The sequence below is a fragment of the Pectobacterium zantedeschiae genome (assembly GCF_004137795.1).
GTDB lineage: Bacteria > Pseudomonadota > Gammaproteobacteria > Enterobacterales > Enterobacteriaceae > Pectobacterium > Pectobacterium zantedeschiae.
This window is the reverse complement of sequence record NZ_NWTM01000001.1, coordinates 2,261,097-2,282,286: the sequence shown is the minus strand read 5'-3', so window position 1 is coordinate 2,282,286 and position 21,190 is coordinate 2,261,097. Positions and strand designations below refer to the sequence as shown.

13 protein-coding genes are annotated in these 21,190 nt (G+C 48.8%); 11 read left to right on the top strand and 2 right to left on the bottom strand.

Features of this window, described 5'->3' with window-relative positions:
- The first annotated feature begins 143 nt into the window (after nucleotides 1-143).
- Nucleotides 144-788 carry an adenylate kinase gene (gene adk / locus CLR69_RS10375; RefSeq protein WP_129703379.1) on the top strand — a complete coding sequence of 215 codons (645 nt, stop codon included), beginning with the start codon at nucleotides 144-146 and terminating at the stop codon, nucleotides 786-788.
- 222 nt (nucleotides 789-1,010) lie between these two features.
- Nucleotides 1,011-1,973, top strand: coding sequence for a ferrochelatase (hemH, locus tag CLR69_RS10370; RefSeq protein WP_129703381.1), 963 nt, complete (start codon nucleotides 1,011-1,013; stop codon nucleotides 1,971-1,973).
- A gap of 113 nt (nucleotides 1,974-2,086) precedes the next feature.
- On the opposite strand, the gene ybaL is transcribed toward hemH, so the two are convergent.
- Nucleotides 2,087-3,772 (bottom strand): YbaL family putative K(+) efflux transporter, encoded by a 1,686-nt coding sequence (ybaL, locus tag CLR69_RS10365; protein ID WP_129712596.1) that lies wholly within the window; start codon nucleotides 3,770-3,772, stop codon nucleotides 2,087-2,089.
- A gap of 687 nt (nucleotides 3,773-4,459) precedes the next feature.
- On the opposite strand from ybaL, the gene ushA reads away from it, so the two are divergent.
- The 9 genes from ushA (at nucleotide 4,460) to CLR69_RS10320 (ending at nucleotide 20,408) form a co-directional block, all read left to right on the top strand.
- Nucleotides 4,460-6,109 (top strand): bifunctional UDP-sugar hydrolase/5'-nucleotidase UshA, encoded by a 1,650-nt coding sequence (gene ushA, locus CLR69_RS10360; protein ID WP_129712595.1) that lies wholly within the window; start codon nucleotides 4,460-4,462, stop codon nucleotides 6,107-6,109.
- A gap of 236 nt (nucleotides 6,110-6,345) precedes the next feature.
- Nucleotides 6,346-8,364 carry a discoidin domain-containing protein gene (locus tag CLR69_RS10355; RefSeq protein ID WP_129712594.1) on the top strand — a complete coding sequence of 673 codons (2,019 nt, stop codon included), beginning with the start codon at nucleotides 6,346-6,348 and terminating at the stop codon, nucleotides 8,362-8,364.
- Between the two features lie 163 nt (nucleotides 8,365-8,527).
- On the top strand, nucleotides 8,528-10,558 hold the full coding sequence (locus CLR69_RS10350) for a discoidin domain-containing protein (protein WP_129712593.1): 2,031 nt from the start codon (nucleotides 8,528-8,530) through the stop codon (nucleotides 10,556-10,558).
- 163 nt (nucleotides 10,559-10,721) lie between these two features.
- Complete coding sequence (locus CLR69_RS10345; protein ID WP_129712592.1) at nucleotides 10,722-12,770, top strand: discoidin domain-containing protein; 2,049 nt, start codon at nucleotides 10,722-10,724, stop codon at nucleotides 12,768-12,770.
- Between the two features lie 163 nt (nucleotides 12,771-12,933).
- On the top strand, nucleotides 12,934-14,943 hold the full coding sequence (locus CLR69_RS10340; protein ID WP_129712591.1) for a discoidin domain-containing protein: 2,010 nt from the start codon (nucleotides 12,934-12,936) through the stop codon (nucleotides 14,941-14,943).
- A 292-nt stretch (nucleotides 14,944-15,235) separates the two neighbouring features.
- Entirely contained in the window at nucleotides 15,236-17,389 is a 2,154-nt protein-coding gene (locus CLR69_RS10335; protein ID WP_129703392.1) for a carbon starvation CstA family protein, read from the top strand.
- Nucleotides 17,390-17,532: 143 nt separating this feature from the next.
- Entirely contained in the window at nucleotides 17,533-17,736 is a 204-nt protein-coding gene (locus CLR69_RS10330) for a YbdD/YjiX family protein (protein ID WP_005976130.1), read from the top strand.
- Between the two features lie 16 nt (nucleotides 17,737-17,752).
- Entirely contained in the window at nucleotides 17,753-18,754 is a 1,002-nt protein-coding gene (yjiA, locus tag CLR69_RS10325; protein ID WP_129712590.1) for a GTPase, read from the top strand.
- Between the two features lie 271 nt (nucleotides 18,755-19,025).
- Nucleotides 19,026-20,408 (top strand): glycoside hydrolase family 28 protein, encoded by a 1,383-nt coding sequence (locus tag CLR69_RS10320; RefSeq protein ID WP_129703396.1) that lies wholly within the window; start codon nucleotides 19,026-19,028, stop codon nucleotides 20,406-20,408.
- Nucleotides 20,409-20,658: 250 nt separating this feature from the next.
- On the opposite strand, the gene ybaK is transcribed toward CLR69_RS10320, so the two are convergent.
- Complete coding sequence (gene ybaK, locus CLR69_RS10315; protein WP_129703398.1) at nucleotides 20,659-21,138, bottom strand: Cys-tRNA(Pro)/Cys-tRNA(Cys) deacylase YbaK; 480 nt, start codon at nucleotides 21,136-21,138, stop codon at nucleotides 20,659-20,661.
- Between the last annotated feature and the right edge of the window lie 52 nt (nucleotides 21,139-21,190).

Sequence of the window (21,190 nt, the reverse complement as noted above, 5' to 3'; positions counted from 1 at the left end):
CATTTTTAGGTATTTGGCTTTTTTTCATCTGCCTACGCGATGCTGAAGCGAGCCCGTTCCTTGAGCATAAGCGTCTGGAATGGTATGGTTTAGCGTTTTTCAAATTTATTTTATAAATATTACATAGCAAGGGGATTTACGCGATGCGTATTATTCTGCTGGGCGCTCCGGGCGCAGGCAAAGGTACTCAGGCTCAATTCATCATGGAAAAATACGGTATTCCGCAGATTTCCACGGGTGACATGCTGCGTGCTGCGGTAAAAGCGGGTACTGAATTGGGCAAACAGGCTAAAGAAATCATGGACGCGGGTAAACTCGTCACTGATGAATTAGTCATTGCTCTGGTTAAAGAACGCATCGCCCAGGACGATTGCCGTAATGGTTTTCTGCTGGATGGTTTCCCACGCACCATTCCACAAGCTGATGCTATGAAAGACGCTGGCATCGATGTGGATTACGTTATCGAATTCGCAGTTCCTGACGAACTGATCATCGATCGTATCGTTGGCCGTCGCGTGCATGCGGCATCCGGTCGCGTCTATCACGTAAAATTTAATCCGCCTAAAGTTGAAGGCAAAGACGACGTGACAGGCGAAGATCTAAGCATTCGTAAGGATGATCAAGAAGATACCGTGCGTAAGCGTCTGGTTGAGTACCATCAGCAGACTGCACCACTGGTTTCTTACTATCAGAAAGAAGCTGACGCAGGCAACACGCGCTATTTCAAAGTGGAAGGTACGCGTAAAGTGGATGAAGTTCGCGCAGAATTGGAAACTATTCTGGGCTAATTTTTCTAAGCGAATCATACCCCATCATCTGAATGCCAGACGACTGTCTGGCATTTTTTTGTTCTGAAATTCTTGTTTGCTTCTTTTTCTCTATTGATAGCATCGGCGTTACCCCTGCTATCTACCCGTATTTGTTTAGCTTTTTTTCGCTACAATGGACACTTGATGTTACGCACGGGCGGGCTGAAAGAGAGCCTGCTTCTCCATAAAAGGAAGACGGCGATGAAACAAGAGAAATACGGCGTGCTGATGGTGAACTTAGGGACACCCGATGCCCCGACGCCGCAGGCGGTGAGGCGTTATCTGGCTGAATTTCTGAGCGACCGACGCGTTGTGGATACGCCGCGTCTGTTATGGTGGCCGCTGTTGCGCGGTATCATCCTGCCAACTCGTTCGCCACGGGTGGCGAAGCTCTATCAATCAGTCTGGATGGAAGGGGGATCGCCACTGTTGGTGATTAGTCGCCGACAGCAGCAGGCGCTAGCTGCGCGCATGCCGGAAACGCCTGTTGAGCTGGGTATGAGCTATGGCTCGCCCAGCCTGCGTTCAGCGCTGGATAAGTTACTGGCGCAAGGTGTAACGCAACTGGTGGTCTTGCCCATGTATCCGCAATATTCCTGTTCGACGACCGCCGCTGTGTGGGATGGGCTTGCTGCGCAACTGCGTGATAATCGCCAACTGCCCGCGATTCGCTTTATCCGTGATTACGCTGAACATCCGGCTTATATTGCGGCGTTGAAGCACCGTGTTGAGCAGTCTTTTGCTGAACACGGCGAACCGGACAGATTGGTGATTTCTTATCACGGTATCCCGGTGCGTTATGCCAATGAAGGGGATGACTATCCGCAACGCTGTCGAGCGACTACAGAGGCGCTGATTGCCGCATTGGGGCTGCCGGAAGGCAAAATAATGATGACCTTCCAGTCGCGTTTTGGCCGTGAGCCTTGGCTGACGCCTTACACAGATGAAACCATGAAGGGGTTACCTGCGCAGGGAATTAAACACATTCAGATTATGTGCCCCGGTTTTGCCGCTGACTGTCTGGAAACATTGGAGGAGATTGAGGAACAGAACCGTGAAATCTTCCTGCATGCTGGTGGAGAGGCATTCCACTACATTCCTGCGCTCAATGACGATCCGCTACATATCGATCTGCTGGAACAGCTCGTTGGAAAAGTAGAGTAAGGACGAGAGTACTTTTGTTTGGCGGTGTTTGAAAGCAGGGTGGCCACATCGCATAGCGTAAAAAAATGGCGGGCATAATTTGCCCGCCATTTTTGTATCTGGCATGTGGTCGCTTAGATAGGGCATGCCTGTGGTGCAGGTGGGATTTCCTCCAGCTTCAACAGTGTGATCATACTGTTGGCGATTTCCCGCTCACCCATGACCACCTCGTTGGCACCGTGCTCGGTAATATAGCTGACTTCATCGTCATAGTGCGCGCGGGCAATAATCTCCAGATCGGCGCGCTTCTCACGAGCCGCAGCGACGATTTCCCCCGCCTCATAGCCGTTCGGAATTGTCAGTAGTAGCCAGCGGGCGCAGTCCAGGCGCGCAATGTCCATGATTTCAGGCTTGGTCGCGTTACCCAATACCGCTTTAATTCCCTGTTCACGTAAGGCATCAACGCGGGTACGCGAATTTTCAATGACTACGATGGGAATCCCAGCCTGATGCAATTTGGCACCAATCAGACTACCTACGCGACCATAGCCGACCAGCAGCGCATGGTTGCACATATCGACGGGAATCTGTTTCTCTTCCTCAATCGCTTCTTCCACGATCTGCTCTTCGATGGTTTCATGCTTCGCCAGATAGCGTTCAAGCAGCGTAAACAGCAGCGGGTTTATCATGATGGAGAGAATGGCGCCGGCCAGTACCAGATTCCGTCCTTCTTCGGACAGTAGCCCCAGCACAATGCCGAGCCCGGCTAAAATAAAGGCAAACTCACCGATCTGCGCCAGACTGGCGGAAATCGTTAATGCCGTTCGTTTTGAGTGACCAAAGAGTCGAACCAGCAAGAAAGCAGCGGCTGACTTACCGAACACAATAATAGCCAGTGTGATCAGCACGGAAATAGGGTCGTTCAGCAGGATCATCGGATCAAACAGCATACCGACAGAAACGAAGAACAGTACGGCAAAGGCATCGCGTAGCGGCAGCGTATCGTGGGCTGCGCGCTGGCTGAGCTCAGATTCGTTCAATACCACGCCTGCGAAGAACGCGCCTAGTGCAAAGGAGACATCAAATAGTTTCACTGCGCCAAAAGCGATACCCAGTGCCATCGCTAACACCGCTAGTGTGAAAAGCTCGCGTGAGCCCGTGCTGGCGCTTTTTGCCAACACCCACGGTACCAGACGGCGACCAACCACAATCATCAGGGTGATAAACGCAATAACTTTACCAATAGTCCAGGCTAAATCCGTCAGTAGCTTGCTGGTATCGGCATGCTCAGCACCAATCATGTCGCCGAAGGCGGGCAGCAGAACCAGCGTGAGTACCATCGCCAGATCTTCTACGATTAGCCAGCCGATGGCGATTTGGCCACGCTGACTATCAATAAGTTGGCGTTCTTCCAGTGCACGTAGCAGAACTACGGTACTGGCGGTGGACAGGCAGAGGCCAAAAACCAGGCCGCTCGCCAGGCTCCAACCCAACATGGTGGATAACCCCATTCCAAGCAGCGTTGCCACGGCAATCTGGGCTATCGCTCCGGGAATGGCGATGGACTTTACCGCCATGAGGTCTTTCAGTGAGAAGTGCAGGCCGACGCCAAACATCAGCAGGATTACGCCAAGTTCAGCAAGCTCTGATGCCAGTGAGGTATCTGCAACGAAACCGGGTGTAAAAGGACCGACAAGTACGCCTGCGGCAAGGTAACCAACAAGGGGGGAGATACGCAGGCGGTTTGCCAGAATACCAAGGAGGAAGGCAAGAACCAGCCCCCCAGCGATAGTAGAAATTAGCGGTGTTGCAGCATGCATCCCAACTCCTTGTGCCATAGGTGAAACGTAATTGAGCGGATTTACCCTTCTTGCCTTGACGCTACAGCGTGGTTAGCGGTGTTTACTTACCCTTATCACTCTTATTATGTACCGAAAAGTGTGTTGGGTTTCGTGAGTTCGCTGTCTGGCTGCAACGCCAATTATTCTGGGTATACACAAATTCTATTGCATATAGTGAAATGTTGCTTGGGTAAAAGTGGTATTTTATGAAAAATATCAGTTTCTCCAGCTAAAGATAGTGTAACACAGATTTAAGGGTGGTTTCTTGCGATAAGCATTGATAAACATGCGTAATTATTCCGATAGCGTGATGTTATTGACTGTAATGCCTCACTGCTTTTCTGTGTATTCAGCGAAATAATTTCATCCACCTGTATAAAACCCCGGAAAATAGAGGATAAACGGTGTGATGCTGGATTATTCCGCTGAAGCATCCATATTAACAAGAGTTCGTGACGGCGCGACGACAGTGCCAGACCAGCGTGATATCACTATAGCTGCTATACCTGATCTGATTTTGTCACCTATCTCACATTGCCGATGGCGGTCGTGAACGAGCGTCGCGCATTGTTCATCTGGCTGTGCTAAGTTGTGCCATAAATTATAGTTTGTGCGATGCGTTTCTCAGTAGTTCCACTGAGTCTTTAAAATAAACGGAGATTTATCATGCGCTTTTCAATAAAAGCTCTGGGATGTGCGATGGCGGTATCGCTGGCGCTAACACCTGTTATGTCAATGGCTTGGGAAAAAGACAAAACATACGCCATCACTATTTTGCATACCAATGACCATCACGGCCATTTCTGGCATAACGATCACGGTGAATATGGATTGGCAGCGCAAAAAACGCTGGTCGATCAGATTCGTCAGGAAGTGGCGGGTAAAGGGGGCAGCGTATTACTGCTTTCTGGTGGCGATATTAATACTGGCGTACCTGAATCCGATTTGCAGGATGCGGAGCCTGATTTCCGTGGTATGAATATGGTTGGCTATGATGCGATGGCGCTCGGCAACCACGAATTCGATAATCCACTGTCTGTCCTGCGTCAGCAGGAGAAATGGGCAAAATTCCCGCTGTTATCGGCTAATATCTACCAAAAAAGCACTAATCAGCGCTTGTTCAAGCCTTATGCCCTGTTCGATAAGCAAGGTGTGAAAATCGCAGTTATCGGCCTGACAACGGACGATACGGCCAAATTAGGCAATCCTGAGTATTTTACCGATATCGAATTCCGTAATCCTTCGACAGAAGCGAAGCAGGTTGTTGAGCAATTGCGTAAGAGCGAAAAGCCGGATGTGATTATTGCCGCGACGCACATGGGGCATTATGACGACGGTAATCATGGCTCTAATGCGCCGGGTGATGTAGAAATGGCGCGTAGCTTGCCTGCCGGATATCTGGACATGATTGTTGGCGGCCACTCGCAGGATCCGGTCTGTATGGCGCAAGAAAATAAAAAGCAGGTGGATTATGTGCCGGGCACGCCTTGTGCACCCGACCGCCAAAATGGCACTTGGATTGTTCAGGCGCACGAGTGGGGTAAATATGTGGGGCGTGCTGATTTCACATTCCGCAATGGCGAATTGAAACTTGAGCATTATCAGTTGATACCGATCAATCTGAAGAAAAAGGTAGAGAAAGACGGCAAAACCGAACGTGTTTTCTATACGCATGAAATCGCTCAGGACTCTGACGTCATGAAAATGCTGACGCCGTTCCAGGAGAAAGGTCAGGCGCAGTTGGGGATCAAAATCGGTAGCGTGAAGGGCAAACTGGAAGGCGATCGTAATCAGGTGCGTTTCCGTCAGACCAATCTGGCGCATGTGTTGTTGTCCGCACAGCTTGAGCGTGCGGGGGCTGATTTTGCTATCATGAGCGGTGGTGGGGTACGTGACTCGATTGAATCGGGTGATATCACTTATAAAGATGTACTGAAGGTTCAACCGTTTGCCAACACGTTGGTTTATGTCGATATGAAAGGCAGCGATGTTGAGAAATATTTGGCCGTAGCCGCCAATAAAAAGGTGGATTCCGGTGCCTATGCGCAATTCCTTAATGTCAGCCTGACGGCAGACGGGCAGGGTGTGCAGGACGTCAAAATCAAGGGTGAGCCGTTGCAGGCTGATAAAGTTTACCGCATGGCAACGTTGAACTTTAATGCGATGGGCGGTGATGGTTATCCGCGTCTTGATAACCTACCGAGTTATGTGAACACCGGTTTTGTTGATGCTGAAGTGCTGAAGCTGTACATCGAGAAACATTCTCCGCTGGATGCAGAAGCCTATGCGCCGAAAGGTGAGATCGTTTATAAGTAATTAATAATCATGGCGGTTTTTGTCTCTATTGCTGATGACTTAAGCCGCCATTTTTTCTGGGACGAGTTCTTAGTGGCTGTGCCGCATTTAGCCCCTTCATTGCAAAAATGAATTGAATCTAATTTGCTGATTTAATTGATTAAATAATCTTATGTTTAGTAAAGCGCTTTAAAATAACAGACCCGCCAAATAAACGATACTCCTGATGCACCCTCACTAACGGAGTAGTCGGTACTATGAAAAGCGTAAATATTGAAATCAATGTCTGTGGCAGCGCAGAAAAATCAACGTGTGCTGTTAACCCCCCAATTCAGATCAATCCTCACACCTGCTGCCATGTGGATACGGATAATCAGTGCGAGCCGCAACCAGGTGTTTCCGGCGTTGCTTCCGTATTCGGACGGACTGGCGTTGTCACTGCACAGCCAGGCGACTATACGGCCGATCAGATTACCGAAACAGCCACCAGAAAATTTGCTTCGCCGGATGAAAAAGCGGTCTGGAATGCAAAGCAGGATGCATTAATTTCTGGCACCACTATTCGCACGGTCTTTGGTCAATCGCTGCTGGGCAGCGGTGATGTTTCACCAACGCCAGCGCAAATGGGGGCTGCTGCGATTGGACACACCCATACCACAGCGGAAATCACCGACTACACGCCAAAAACGAAGCAGCTCATTCATTCCTCTCTGGAAGCAGGGTCTGGTGTGACGCTGAGCTATAATCCAGTGAGAGAGAAAACGGTAATCAGTGCTACGGGAGGGGGGGCCGGCAGTGGCGGCTCTGGCTATATCGTTGCCGATCGTCAGGGCGCAACGGCAGGGCAAAATCATGCGTTCAACATGAGCCCACAAAGCACGTTTAATCTTGCGGCGTACGCGCTGAAAGAAGTCGCTGGCGCAGCGAATCAGACTTATGTTGTTGATGAGTTTAATGCGTCGAGTGAGTCAAATTATAACGCGACTGGTGCGGTTATTTTTGATGACTCAATGAAGTTATTTACAGGAAGTACTTACGATTTAACAGTTAATAGTGATTTTTATTCAACAGACATAGTTAATAATGGGGAGCCTATTAATATAAAAATACCTTTATCATCAATAGTACCTTCTATGTCATCAAATATCCTCCCTACGGGTTATATCGTATCTCAGGATAGCTATTACGATCCTGCATGGATGGGATGGCTGGCATTTGATGGCGTCATAACTGGTGATACATCAAGATGGTCAGCAACACTTACGCCAGCTCCGCACTGGCTGTCTATTCAGCTTCCAGTAGTAACCACAGTAGATTCATACTCAATAACTGCTCGGCAGAATATTAATTTGGGTGGAACTCCGATCGATTTTGAACTTCAGGGAAGCAATGACGGAAAACAATGGAATGTACTGGATAGTAGATCTGACATCTCATTTTCATCAAACGAAGAGAAAAAGTTTAAACTATCAGTGCCGAGTCGTTTTAATCATTACAGATTGTATATAACTCGATATAATACAACGAGAGATGCATGTACAATACAAGAGTTACGATTATTCGGCACCGAATCACGTATGTTGATACGTTCCGGGGAACAGTATTACACATCACACAGTGGAATTATTTCTGAAGTAAAAAAACCGGAATCTGGATTAGATATAGAACGCTCCGGGTTCTATGAATCTGGGATTATTTCCTCATATGATGTGCAGCGATTAGCGCCATTTGAAATAATATCATCCCATGCGATAAGTGTTACAGTGAATAATTATCCAATCAATCATATAGCAATTCAAAAATCACTGACACCCGCAGCATGGCCTCAAATCAATTCCGCCACCTTAACGGCAACACAAACTGGCAACGGTAAAGTGCGTGTCGCTGTCACGCGGGATCTTGTTAACTGGCATGTCTTGCGTAACGGGACGTGGGTTGATGTTGGAGCGCTGTCAGCCAGTACGGCAGGGGCTACTACGTTAATTGCAGACGGCATGACGCCAACTGAACTCGGTGCTATTAAGGCGGCACAGTGGACACAGCTGTTTGCATCCAATAACGGTGTGCCGGATTCGCTTGCCTTTGCGTTCGCGCTTGATATCACCGATCCAACGGCCGATGTCGCAACCATTGACCGGCTGGTGCTGAACGTCAACGATGCATCCAGTTGGAAATTGCAGTCACCATCAGAAGTTGAAATCCGCTGGCGCACGGACAGCGTGACATTCCGCACCGTAACAGCAGGCAATTACAAACTGGCGTATCAGGTTCCGTAATTTGTCTTCCGATTATCTATTCCACTGGCCGTGTATCTCGCGGCCTTTTTTATTCTGACTTTTATAGAAAAGGAAACAGCCGATTAGTAAAGCGCTTTAAAATAATGCTCCGGTCAAATAAGTGATACTCCTGATGCCTTTTATCAACGGAGTCGTCAACACCATGAAAGATATCAATATTGAAATCAACGTTTGTGACAGCACTGGTAAATCAACATGTACTGTTCATCCTCACACTTGCTGTCATTCCGATAACGGAGATGGGCAAGAATCCGGTGTTTCGGGTGTTTCCTCCGTATTCGGGCGTACGGGTATTGTCATTGCACAATCCGGCGACTATACCGCCGATCAGATTACCGAAACTGCCACTAGAAAATTTGTTACGCCAGATGAAAAAGCGGTCTGGAATGCAAAGCAGGATGAATTAATTTCTGGAACAACTATCCGCACGCTCTTCGGTCAATCGCTGCTGGGCAGCGGTGATTTCTCGCCGACGCCAGCACAAATGGGCGTAGCAGCAGTCGGGCATACTCACACGACATCGGAAATCACCGACTACACGCAGAAAACAAAACAGCTCATCCATTCCTCTCTGGAAGCTGGGGCTGGCGTGACGCTGAGCTATAACCCTGCGAGTGAGAAAACGGTAATTAGCGCAACGGGTGGGGGTTCTGGCGAAGGCAAATCTGGCTATATCGTCGTCGATCGTCAGGGTGCAACGGCAGCGCAAAATCATGTGTTCAGCATGAGCCCACAAAGCACGTTTAATCTCGCGGCGTACGCGCTGAAAGAAGAAACGGGTGCTGCGAATCAGACTTATGTGATTGATGATTTTAATGCGTCGAGTGAGCCAAATTACAAAGCGACGAGTGCAGTTATTTTTGATGGCATGGCCAGTCTTTATACTGGTTCAAACTATCAATTAATGCCAGATGAGGATTTTTACTCTGCTGAAATAAAATCGGATGGTGAGAAATTAGATATCGCTGTAATAGCTGATTTTTCTTCGTCCGTTATTCCTTTTATGACATCTAATACATTGCCAGTAGGTTATACAGCGAGTGCATCTAATGAATCTCTAGGGATGTATAAAGCTTTTATCGCGTTTGATGGCTCTAACAATTCAGGTCCGCCACCCAACTGTTGGGGAACTGATGGTACATGGGTACCTTCTATTGAACGTCCTCACTGGCTACAAATCGATTTACCAGCGGAAGAGGTCATCGGTGGTTATCAAATTACCAACCGTAGCCAACTGGATATGGGGAATGTTCGAACATGGAAACTCCAAGGCAGTAATGATAAGAGTGTAACGTGGGATGATTTACATTCCGTTACCGATGACGCGAATAATGAACCTGGTGCGATAAGGAATTTTACTCTCTCACAATTCGCTAGTTACAAAAATTACCGTCTGTTAATTACAGCTATTAATGGTAGCAGCCCATATGTCACTATTTCAGAACTAAAATTCTTTCAACCAAATGGAAAGTTTATCATCCATACTGGTGGGAAAAACTATGGCTTCTCTGGAAGTGTACTGACTGAAATCACTGGAGAGTTGACCCCAGAAAAAATAGATCTGCTAGGTGTATCGAAAATCGATTCATTAAATACGACGCTGCCTATTTTTACTACTCCTGTAAAACTGATTTCTGATCGGCAGATTAGTGTGCGCACAACATATACACCATTAGAGCAATTAGTCATTCAGACGTTATTAACATCAACTGATTCATGGGCACAGATCAATGCCGCAACGCTAACAGCTACGCAAACTGGCGACGGTAAAGTGCGTGTTGCTGTGACGCGGGATCTTGTTAACTGGCATGTCTTGCGTAACGGGACGTGGGTTGATGTTGGATCTCTGTCAGCAGATACAGCGGGCGCAACGGCGTTGATTGCAGACGGTATGACGCCAACTGAGCTCGGCGCTATTACTGCGGCACAGTGGACGCAGTTGTTCTCATCAAATAATGGCGTGCCGGATGCTCTTGCGTTTGCGTTTGCGCTCGATATCAACGATCCGGTGGCAGATGTCGCAACCATTGACCGACTGGTGCTGAACGTCAACGATGCGTCTAGCTGGAAAGTGCAATCCCCTGCGGAAGTGGAAATCCGCTGGCGCACCGACAGCGTGACATTCCGCACGGTAACGGCAGGCAATTACAAACTGGCGTATCAGATTCCGTAATTTGTCTTCCGATTACCTATTTCACTGGTCGCGTATATCGCGGCCTTTTTTATTCTGACTTTTATAGAAAAGGACATAGCAGATTAGTAACGCGCTTTAAAATAATACCCCGGTCAAATAAGTGATACTCCTTGTGCCTTTTATTAACGGAGTCATCAACACCATGAAAGACATCAATATTGAAATCAATGTTTGTGACAGCACAGGCAAATCAACATGTATCGCTCATCCTCCTATTCAGGTTAATCCTCACTCTTGCTGTCATTCTGGTAATAGGCAAGAGCCAGGAGTTTCTGGCGTTGCTTCCGTATTTGGGCGGACAGGTGTCGTCACTGCACAGCCTGGCGACTATACGGCCGATCAGATTACCGAAACTACCACCAGAAAATTTGCCACGCCGGATGAAAAAGCGGTCTGGAATGCAAAGCAGGATGAGTTAATCTCTGGAAACACTATTCGCACGGTCTTTGGTCAGTCGCTGCTGGGCAGCGGTGATGTTTCACCAACGCCATCACAAATGGGCGTAGCTGCAGTAGGGCATACTCACACTACATCGGAAATCACCGACTACACGCCAAAAACGAAGCAGCTCATCCATTCCTCGCTGGAGGCCGGTGCGGGCGTGACGCTGAGCTATAACCCTGTGAGTGAGAAAACGGTAATCAGTGCTACGGGTGGTGGTTCCGGTAGCGGTGGTTCTGGTTATATCGTAGCCGATCGTCAGGGAGTAACTGCGGGACAAAACCACGCGTTCAGCATTAGCCCAAAACATAAATTTAATCTTGCGGCGTATGCGCTGAAAGAAGAAGTGGGTGCGGCGAACCAGACTTATGTTATGGATGACTTTAATGCCTCAAGCGAGCCTAATTACAACGCGACAAATGATGTTATTTTTGATGGTATAGCTAGCCTTTATACCGGTTCAAATTATCAGTTAACACCGGATGGAGAATTTTACTCTGCTGAAATAAAAGCGGATGGAGAAGCGATAAGCATTCTTCAGAAAACATCGACAACACCAGTCACAGCGGAAAGCATCATTCCTGTAATGACAGCTAATAACGCGCCAGCAGGCTATGAAGCAATCGCAAGCTCAAATAGTAGAGACCCAGGAGCCGGATCTGCAATATATAAAGCGTTTAACCGATCTCAGGTTGGGGGTACTGATTCATGGACTAGCGATGGTGCACCTTCCGTCTCATCGCCACAATGGGTCGGAGTAAAGCTCCCTGCGTCCGCGCTTGCTAAAGGCTATTCCGTTGTGACCCGTAATCAGTCTGGGTATTCAAATTCGCCGCGTACCTGGGCGTTTCAGGGGAGTCATGATGGGGTTACGTGGACGGTATTGCATTCTATTACAAACGACACCCAGAACGTTCCTGGACAGAAACGCTCGTATGTCATTAATAATGATATCAGCTATCAATATTATCGCATTCATATCACGCTTGCGAATTATGGGGTTTTATCATCATTCGTCGCTGTTGATGAATTGGAAATTTATGAATCACTGGATAAGTTTGTAATTAACTACGGCGGTAAAAATTACGGTCTCAATAATGGCTCATTGGAAGAGATTGCCGGTGAGTTAACCGCAGAAAAAATTAGTTCACAGGGTATTGGCAGCGTCAGCAATCTGCCATCATTATTCACTAGCCCTGTGAAAGTAATCTCCAATTTGGAAATGAATATTGAGACGAAATACACGCCATACTCACAGCTCCTGACTCAGTCAGCGTTGACTTCGCTTGTGAGTTACAGCCAGATCAATGCCGCAACGCTAACAGCAACGCAGACGGGCAACGGCAAAGTACGTGTCGCAGTGACGCGAGATCTGGTGAACTGGCATGTTTTGCGGAGCGGGGCGTGGGTTAATGTCGGTGCGCTGTCTGCCGATACCGCAGGCGCAACGGTGTTGATTGCAGAGGGGATGACGCCTGCCGAGCTAGGTAGCATTACCGCAGCACAGTGGACGCAGTTTTTTACATCCAATAACGACGTGCCTGACTCGCTTGCCTTTGCGTTTGCGCTCGATATCACCGATCCGGTGGCAGATGTCGCAACCATTGACCGACTGGTGCTTAACGTCAACGACGCGTCCAGTTGGAAAGTCCAGTCCCCTGCGGAAGTGGAAATCCGCTGGCGCACGGACAGCGTGACATTCCGCACGGTAACGGCAGGCAATTACAAACTGGCGTATCAGGTTCCGTAATTTTTCTTCCGATTATCTATTCCACTGGCCGCTATTTTGCGGCCATTTTTGCTTCTGTTTTTTATATAAAAGGAAATGATGGATTAGTAAAATACGTTGAAATAATACACTGGGAAAATAAGTGATACTCCTTATTCCTTTTATTAATGGAGTCATCAATACCATGAAAGATATCAATATTGAAATTAATGTTTGTGACAGTACAGGTAAAGCAACATGTACCGTTCATCCCCCTGTTTGCTGCCATTCAGATAATGGCGGCGGGAAAGAGCCTGGCGTTACCGGCGTTGCCTCCGTATTCGGACGGACTGGCGCTGTCACTGCACAATCAGGCGACTATACGGCCGATCAGATTACCGAAACTACCACCAGAAAATTTGTCTCGCTGGATGAAAAAGCGGTCTGGAATGCAAAGCAGGATGAGTTAATTTCCGGTACCACTATCCGCACGGTCTTTGGTCAATCGCTGCTGGGCAGCGGTGATCTTTCACTAACGCCAGCGCAAATGGGTGTTGCGGCTGTCGGACACACCCATACCACAGCGGAAATCACCGACTACACACAAAAAACAAAACAGCTTATTCATTCCTCGCTGGAAGCGGGGGCGGGCGTGACGCTGAGCTATAACCCTGCGAGTGAGAAAACGGTAATCAGTGCTACGGGTGGTGGTTCCGGTAGCGGTGGTCCTGGTTATATCGTAGCCGATCGTCAGGGAGCAACTGCGGGGCAAAACCACGCGTTCAGCATTAGCCCAAAACATAAATTTAATCTTGCGGCGTATGCGCTGAAAGAAGAAGCGGGTGCGGCGAATCAGACTTATGGGGTTGATGATTTTAATGCATCTAGCAAAATTAACTATGACACAACGAATGATGTTGTCTTTGATGGGGGATTACACGAAGTTAATGGTGTGTATTCAGAAGTGTTAGAGCAAAGCGGGAGCTTTTATAATTCAGAGATAAAAAATGGGTATCATTCCGTCGATATGAGTGTCGTAAAGGATTCAATCGTCCCCAACATGACATCTGATAACATTCCGACTGGATATACCGCAAGTGCTAGTAGCTATAATACGGCAGCTTATAGCGCATATTACAGCTTTGATGGTGTATCTGAGACAAATCAGAAAGCATGGATTTCTAATGCTCGTCCGACGGAACAAGCGCCACAATGGCTGCGTATAGATTTACCCAATAAACTCCCAGTTTCTGGATTTGCTATATTTTCCAGATACATTGATTCATACGGAAATAACGTGGCTTCAGCCAGAGATTTCATTTTCCAAGGTAGTGATGATAGCGTTGACTGGCATGACCTACATAAGGTAACGAATGATACTCGAAATGACACTCGAGTGATTAAGTCATTTAAACTGGATGAAACTGCTGTATATCAACATTACAGATTGCTTATCACCAGTGTTAACGGTACTCAAAATTTTGTTGTCATTGCAGAACTGAAGTTATATCCACCTGAAAGTAAATTTATCATGCGCTACGCTGATAAGTTTTACACTGTAGTAAATGGAGCCCTTATTGAAATAACGGATCCTGTTACACCTGAGCTAATTGAAAATATTGGGGTTTCATCCGCCTCTCTTACTGGAAAAGATGCTCAGGATGTAACGATTGTAAGTAATAAAAGTGCATTAATTAAATATGTATACAAGTCACAGCCTCAAATCGTTGTCCAGAAATCACTGTTGCGTGCTACTGCATGGCCTCAAATCAATTCCGCCACGCTAACAGCAACGCAGACGGGCAATGGCAAAGTACGTGTCGCAGTGACGCGAGATCTGGTGAACTGGCATGTCTTGCGGAGCGGGGCGTGGGTTGATGTTGGATCATTGTCAGCAGACACCGCAGGTGCAACGGCGTTGATTGCAGAGGGGATGACGCCAGCCGAGCTGGGTAGCATTACCGCAGCACAGTGGACGCAGTTGTTTACATCCAATAACGGCGTGCCTGACTCGCTTGCCTTTGCGTTTGCGCTCGATATCACCGATCCGGTGGCAGATGTCGCGACCATTGACCGACTGGTGCTGAACGTTAACGATGCGTCTAGCTGGAAGGTGCAATCTCCTGCGGAAGTGGAAATCCGCTGGCGCACGGACAGCGTGACATTCCGCACGGTAACGGCAGGCAATTACAAACTGGCGTATCAGATTCCGTAATCGCTCGTAATACTTAATACCTTACTGGCCGTGTATATCGCGGCCTTTTCTTTTTTAGGTAGCCCGAGATCTCTCCAGCCACTCACTGCGTCATTCTAACCGCTTAGCACGCTATTCTGCCGCCTAACCAAATACCCGCTCCACGCGCGCATGCGATGACGTACTGTGCCGCCACTATCTTCCTTATCTGAAACACGCGATGGACTGCGTTATAGCGCAACGTCGTACCAGGGTTTCTTTTTCCACAGCTAACAAAATCAAACGATTGTAATTTTTAATTGAAGGATGTCTTATGAAGAGCAGTTCCATTCTTAAACACATCCCCTGGATGATTCTCGGAATCATTGGGGCTGCCTGCCTCGGCGTAGTTGCACTACGTCGCGGTGAGCATGTCAGTGCACTATGGATTATTGTTGCTTCTGTCGCCGTTTACCTCGTGGCCTATCGATACTACAGCTTGTATATCGCACAAAAAGTCATGCAGTTGGATCCGACCAGAGCAACCCCTGCCGTTGTTAATAATGATGGCCTCAACTATGTGCCGACGAACCGTAACGTGCTGTTCGGACACCACTTTGCCGCTATCGCAGGTGCTGGGCCACTCGTTGGGCCGGTACTGGCCGCGCAGGTCGGCTACCTACCGGGCACTTTATGGTTGCTGGGCGGAGTGGTGCTGGCGGGTGCCGTGCAGGACTTCATGGTGTTGTTTATTTCGACCCGCCGTAACGGTGCGTCGTTAGGCGAAATCGTTAAGAAAGAACTCGGCCCGGTACCGGGTACGATTGCGCTGTTCGGCTGTTTCCTCATCATGATCATCATTCTTGCCGTACTGGCGCTGATTGTGGTGAAAGCACTGGCAGAAAGCCCGTGGGGCGTTTTTACCGTATGTTCTACGGTACCCATCGCCCTGTTTATGGGCGTCTACATGCGCTTTATCCGTCCAGGTAAAGTTGGTGAAATCTCGGTGATCGGGATCGTGCTACTGGTGCTGGCAATCTGGTTTGGTGGCGTAGTTGCACACGACCCGTACTGGGGCCCGGCGCTGACCTTCAAAGATACGACCATCACTTATACGCTGATTGGCTATGCCTTCGTATCTGCACTGTTGCCAGTATGGTTGATTCTGGCTCCGCGTGACTATCTGGCAACCTTCCTGAAAATTGGTGTCATCGTCGGTCTGGCGATTGGTATCGTGATTCTGAATCCCGATCTGAAAATGCCAGCGGTAACGCAATTTGTGGATGGCACCGGTCCGGTCTGGAAAGGTACGCTGTTCCCGTTCCTGTTTATTACTATTGCTTGTGGTGCTGTGTCTGGCTTCCACGCGCTGATTGCTTCCGGTACTACGCCGAAGTTGATGGCTAACGAGAAAGATGCGCGTTTCATCGGTTACGGTGCCATGCTGATGGAATCTTTCGTGGCGATCATGGCTTTGGTTGCGGCGTCTATCATCGAACCTGGTCTGTATTTCGCGATGAATACCCCGCCAGCGGCATTGGGCATTACGATGCCGGATCTGCATCGACTGGGCACGGCGGATGCGCCGATGATTCTGGCACAGTTGCAGGACGTATCCGCACACGCGGCGGCGACCGTTAGCTCGTGGGGCTTCGTGATTTCTCCTGAGCAAATTCTGCAAACGGCGAAAGACATCGGTGAGCCTTCCGTTCTGAACCGTGCAGGTGGCGCACCAACGCTTGCTGTCGGTATCGCACACGTGTTCCACCAGATCATTCCTGGTGCCGACATGGGCTTCTGGTATCACTTCGGTATTCTGTTTGAAGCGCTGTTCATTCTGACGGCGCTGGATGCGGGTACACGTGCTGGTCGCTTCATGTTGCAGGACCTGTTGGGTAACTTCGTTCCATTCCTGAAGAAAACCGATTCGCTGATTGCCGGTATGATTGGTACGGCGGGTTGCGTCGGTCTGTGGGGCTACCTGCTGTACCAAGGCGTGGTTGATCCGCTGGGCGGCGTGAAGAGCCTGTGGCCGTTGTTCGGTATATCTAACCAGATGCTGGCTGCGGTGGCGCTGGTACTGGGTACCGTTATCCTGATTAAGATGAAGCGTACGCAGTACATTTGGGTAACGCTGGTTCCTGCGGTTTGGCTGCTGATCTGTACCACTTGGGCGCTGGGGCTGAAACTGTTTAGCGACAACCCACAGTTGGAAGGTTTCTTCTACATGGCGAACATGTTCAAGGGCAAAATCGCAGAAGGCGGTGCCGATCTGAGCGCGCAGCAGATTTCGAACATGAACCATATCGTGACCAATAACTATACCAACGCCGGTCTGAGTATTCTGTTCCTGATCGTGGTGTACAGCATTATCGCATATGGTATTAAAGCGGCATTGGCTGCACGTAAAGTGGCTGAACGTACCGATCAGGAAACGCCGTATGTTCCGGTTCCTGAAGGTGGCGTGAAAGTCTCTTCCGGTCACTAAGCCACACGCCCGTCGGATTTTGCGAGACAGCTAGCAAGGTTGAACGTGAAAGATGACGGGTACAGATACCCTGTATAATGTATAACGTTATACAGGGTATTTTTTATCTAGCTGCTATTGCAGGCGATGGTCTGGAGGTAATGATGTTTGGCAATCTGGGAAAAGCAGGAAAATATTTGGGCCAGGCGGCGCGTATGCTGGTCGGTATGCCAGATTATGACACCTATGTGCAGCATATGCAGACCAATCACCCGGATAAACCTGCGATGACGTACGAAGAATTTTTCCGCGAACGCCAGCAGGCGCGTTACGGCGGAGACGGCAAAGGCGGGATGCGCTGCTGTTAACGACTTGGAACCTGTTATGACTCAACCTTTATCTTCTGATGTGACTAAACCCGTGTATGTCACCATTCTGACCGGGTTTCTTGGTGCGGGAAAAACCACCTTATTACGGCATATTCTGAATGCCGAACACGGCTACAAGATTGCCGTGATTGAAAATGAATTTGGCGAAGTTCCGATTGATAATACGTTAATCGGTGAACGTGCCAGCCAGATTACGACGCTGAGCAACGGCTGCATCTGCTGCACGCAGTCCAATGAACTGGCTGATGCGCTGCTCGATCTAATTGATGGCGTGGATAACGGTACGCTGGATTTTGATCACGTTATTATTGAATGTACCGGTATGGCCGATCCGGGGCCGGTGGCGCAAACTTTCTTCTCTCATGAAGTGATCTGTGAACGCTTTGTTCTGGATGGGATTATCACGCTAGTGGATGCCGTGCATGCACAACAGCAGCTCGATCAGTTCACCATCGCACAGTCACAGATTGGCTATGCTGACCGTATACTGCTAACTAAAACGGATGTGGCAAACGAAGACGAAACGTTGCTACCGCGTTTGCAACGCATCAATGCGCGTGCGCCGATCTATCCTGTGGTACACGGCGATATCGATCTGAGCGTGCTGTTTAACATCGATGGCTTTGTTCTTGGCGATAATGTCCTTAGCGACAAGCTGGACGTGAAAACGCCAGTATTTCGCTTTATTGCCCCCACGCAGAATAACGTGCAATCGATTGTCGTGTATCTCGATAAGGCCGTTGAGCTTCAGGCTGTCTCCGATGTGATGGAAAACCTGTTGCTACAATTCTCCGATAATCTACTGCGCTATAAAGGTATTCTGGCCATTAACGGTAATGACCGTCGCCTGCTGTTTCAGGGAGTTCAGCGTTTGTACAGCGCTGACTGGGACAGAGAATGGCAGCCTGATGAAGAAAGAGAGAGCGTGCTGGTGTTTATTGGTGTGGATTTACCTGAACAGGAAATCCGTGATGCTTTCGCTCGTCTGACGGCATAACGCTTTTGTCTTATCTGTGCTGGTCGTTCAGGCCAGCACAATCTCTCCGTCTTGCTTTCTTTCCTACCTCTGTTTTTATCGCCCCAACATGATTGCGACAGTACCCAGTATGCGCAGATTCTCAAAATGGGAATAGTGCAATTGCACGAAAAAATCCCTACCTTATTGTAATTATTACGAATACATCTAAAACGTGATCGTCTCTCGCTTTTTAATGACGTGTTGGTGTTATTTTATTAAAACGATATTTCATTATTTGGTGAGGTTAAGTATGCGTAGTGGTCTTGCTCTGTCATTAATGGCTTCCTGCATCACGCTGGGTATTCAAGCTGGTACGGCTCAGGCGGCCAGTTCAGTGAAATTTCCAGATAAAATCTGTGACGTCACACAATACGGGGCCGAGGGTCACCGCCTACAGATCGCACTAAATACCGAAGCGTTCCAGAAAGCGATTGATGATTGCGCGGCGGCTGGCGGCGGAACGGTACACGTTCCTCGCGGTAACTATCTGGTCGATCCGCTGTTCCTGAAAAGTAACATTCGACTGGATTTGGCAAAAGATGCAACTATCGTCGCGTCGACCGAAGTGGCAGCCTATCGCGCGACGGAAAAAACCAAGTACGCTGAAGCGGAAAATGGCTGGCTTCCCTTTATCAGTATTGCCGACGCTCAGAATGTGGCTATCACCGGTCAGGGCACCATTGATGGGCAGGGTGCCGTCTGGTGGGAGCGCTGGCGTGAAAATATTCGCGCAACCGGCAAGAAAGGTGGGACCGATCGCCCCCGTCTGATTTATATCAAAAGTTCCAGTAATGTGCTGGTGGACGGCGTCACGCTCACGCATTCCCCGAGTTTTCACATCGTGATGCGTTACTCGCATGATGTAGATGTGAACGGCACGCGGATTCTATCGCCGTGGCATGCGCCAAATACTGATGCTATCGACCCGATCGACAGCCAGAATATTCGTATCACTAACAACTATATCGACTGTAATGACGATCATATCGCGATAAAAGCTGAGAAGCCGGATAGCCGCTTCCCGAATGGTGTCGTGGATAACATTTATATCGCTAACAATATCCTGAAGCAGGGGCGCGGCATTTCCATCGGCAGCGAAACCTCTGGCGGTGTGAATAACGTGCTGGTTGAAAACAACCAGTTTGAAGGTTCCATGTACGGTATCCGCATTAAAACCCTACGCGGTAAAGGCGGCGAAGTGAAAAACATCACTTACCGTAATACCAAAATGGTCGATGTCGAAATACCGCTGGTCTTTGCCGCTTACTACAAAGCCGCGCCGATTGTGCAGGCTGAGGTAGACAAGATGCTGGCCGAAGGTGGCTTCACGATGGGTGAACAGATTTACCCACCGGATACCGATCCAGAGCAGCCGTTTGATCAGTACAAGACGCCGCATTTCAGCAATGTGACGATCGAGAATTTGGAATCAACCGGTAAGACTAAGGCTGCGGCGTATATTATCGGCGTACCGGAAGCGCCGCTCAGTGGTTTCCACTTTGATAATGTACGGATTGATGCGGATAAAGGTATTCGCGTAAGGAATGCGGAACTGCAAACCAAGGGCCTGACGCTGAATGTGAAGGAAGGCCCGGTGATGCAGTTGGATAAAGGGGCGAAAGTCGATCAGTAATCGATTATACCCTAAATAATTCGAGTTTCAGGACAAAAACGGCAAGGCGTTTTTGAACCGTGCTTGCGCTGCCCCCAACGGGGCGAGAAACACATCAGTGTGTCGAGTAGTGCAGCCAACGTACATGCAACTTGAAGTATGACGAGTATATGAAGCGGTAGCAGGGGACACACTGGCCGTGGAGTCCTCTGCTATCTGCTTCACCTTGATACCATATCGTCTGGCAGGTTATATGCGTTTAATCGCGGTATTAATCATGCTTGGCGATATCGGCAAAGGTGGCGCGCAGTAGTCGCGCCAGATCGTCTGCCGACAATTCGATATCCAACCCGCGTTTACCGCCAGAAATGAAAATGGTACTGAACTGGCGTGCCGGTTCATCAATCACGGTCGGCAGCAGTTTCTTTTGCCCAAGCGGGCTGATCCCTCCAACCAGATAACCTGTTACACGCTGAGCGATAATTGGGTCGGCCATATCGGCTTTTTTAGCGGAAAGAGCGCGAGCGACTTTCTTGAGATCCAACATTCCAGCGACTGGGGTGACGGCCACGGCGAGATTTTTTGCATCACCATTCAGAGAAACAAGCAGCGTTTTATAAACCTGTTCTTTATTCAGCCCTAGCTTTCTGGCCGCTTCCTCGCCAAAGTTGGTTTCGTCGCTGTCGTGATGGTAGCTGTGTAACGTAAAGGCGATCTTGTTCTTTTCGAGTAAATTGACTGCGGGTGTCATGACTTCACTATCCTTAAACCCTTTTTGGGTCTTATCTTGCGGACGCGCTGGT

Coding starts and splice junctions, on each gene's coding strand:
- CLR69_RS10320 (WP_129703396.1), top strand. CDS start 19,026: ATGCGTAGTGGTCTTGCTCTGTCATTAATGGCTTCCTGCATCACGCTG.
- ushA (WP_129712595.1), top strand. CDS start 4,460: ATGCGCTTTTCAATAAAAGCTCTGGGATGTGCGATGGCGGTATCGCTG.
- CLR69_RS10335 (WP_129703392.1), top strand. CDS start 15,236: ATGAAGAGCAGTTCCATTCTTAAACACATCCCCTGGATGATTCTCGGA.
- CLR69_RS10340 (WP_129712591.1), top strand. CDS start 12,934: ATGAAAGATATCAATATTGAAATTAATGTTTGTGACAGTACAGGTAAA.
- CLR69_RS10345 (WP_129712592.1), top strand. CDS start 10,722: ATGAAAGACATCAATATTGAAATCAATGTTTGTGACAGCACAGGCAAA.
- CLR69_RS10355 (WP_129712594.1), top strand. CDS start 6,346: ATGAAAAGCGTAAATATTGAAATCAATGTCTGTGGCAGCGCAGAAAAA.
- adk (WP_129703379.1), top strand. CDS start 144: ATGCGTATTATTCTGCTGGGCGCTCCGGGCGCAGGCAAAGGTACTCAG.
- ybaL (WP_129712596.1), bottom strand. CDS start 3,772: ATGCATGCTGCAACACCGCTAATTTCTACTATCGCTGGGGGGCTGGTT.
- CLR69_RS10330 (WP_005976130.1), top strand. CDS start 17,533: ATGTTTGGCAATCTGGGAAAAGCAGGAAAATATTTGGGCCAGGCGGCG.
- CLR69_RS10350 (WP_129712593.1), top strand. CDS start 8,528: ATGAAAGATATCAATATTGAAATCAACGTTTGTGACAGCACTGGTAAA.
- ybaK (WP_129703398.1), bottom strand. CDS start 21,138: ATGACACCCGCAGTCAATTTACTCGAAAAGAACAAGATCGCCTTTACG.
- hemH (WP_129703381.1), top strand. CDS start 1,011: ATGAAACAAGAGAAATACGGCGTGCTGATGGTGAACTTAGGGACACCC.
- yjiA (WP_129712590.1), top strand. CDS start 17,753: ATGACTCAACCTTTATCTTCTGATGTGACTAAACCCGTGTATGTCACC.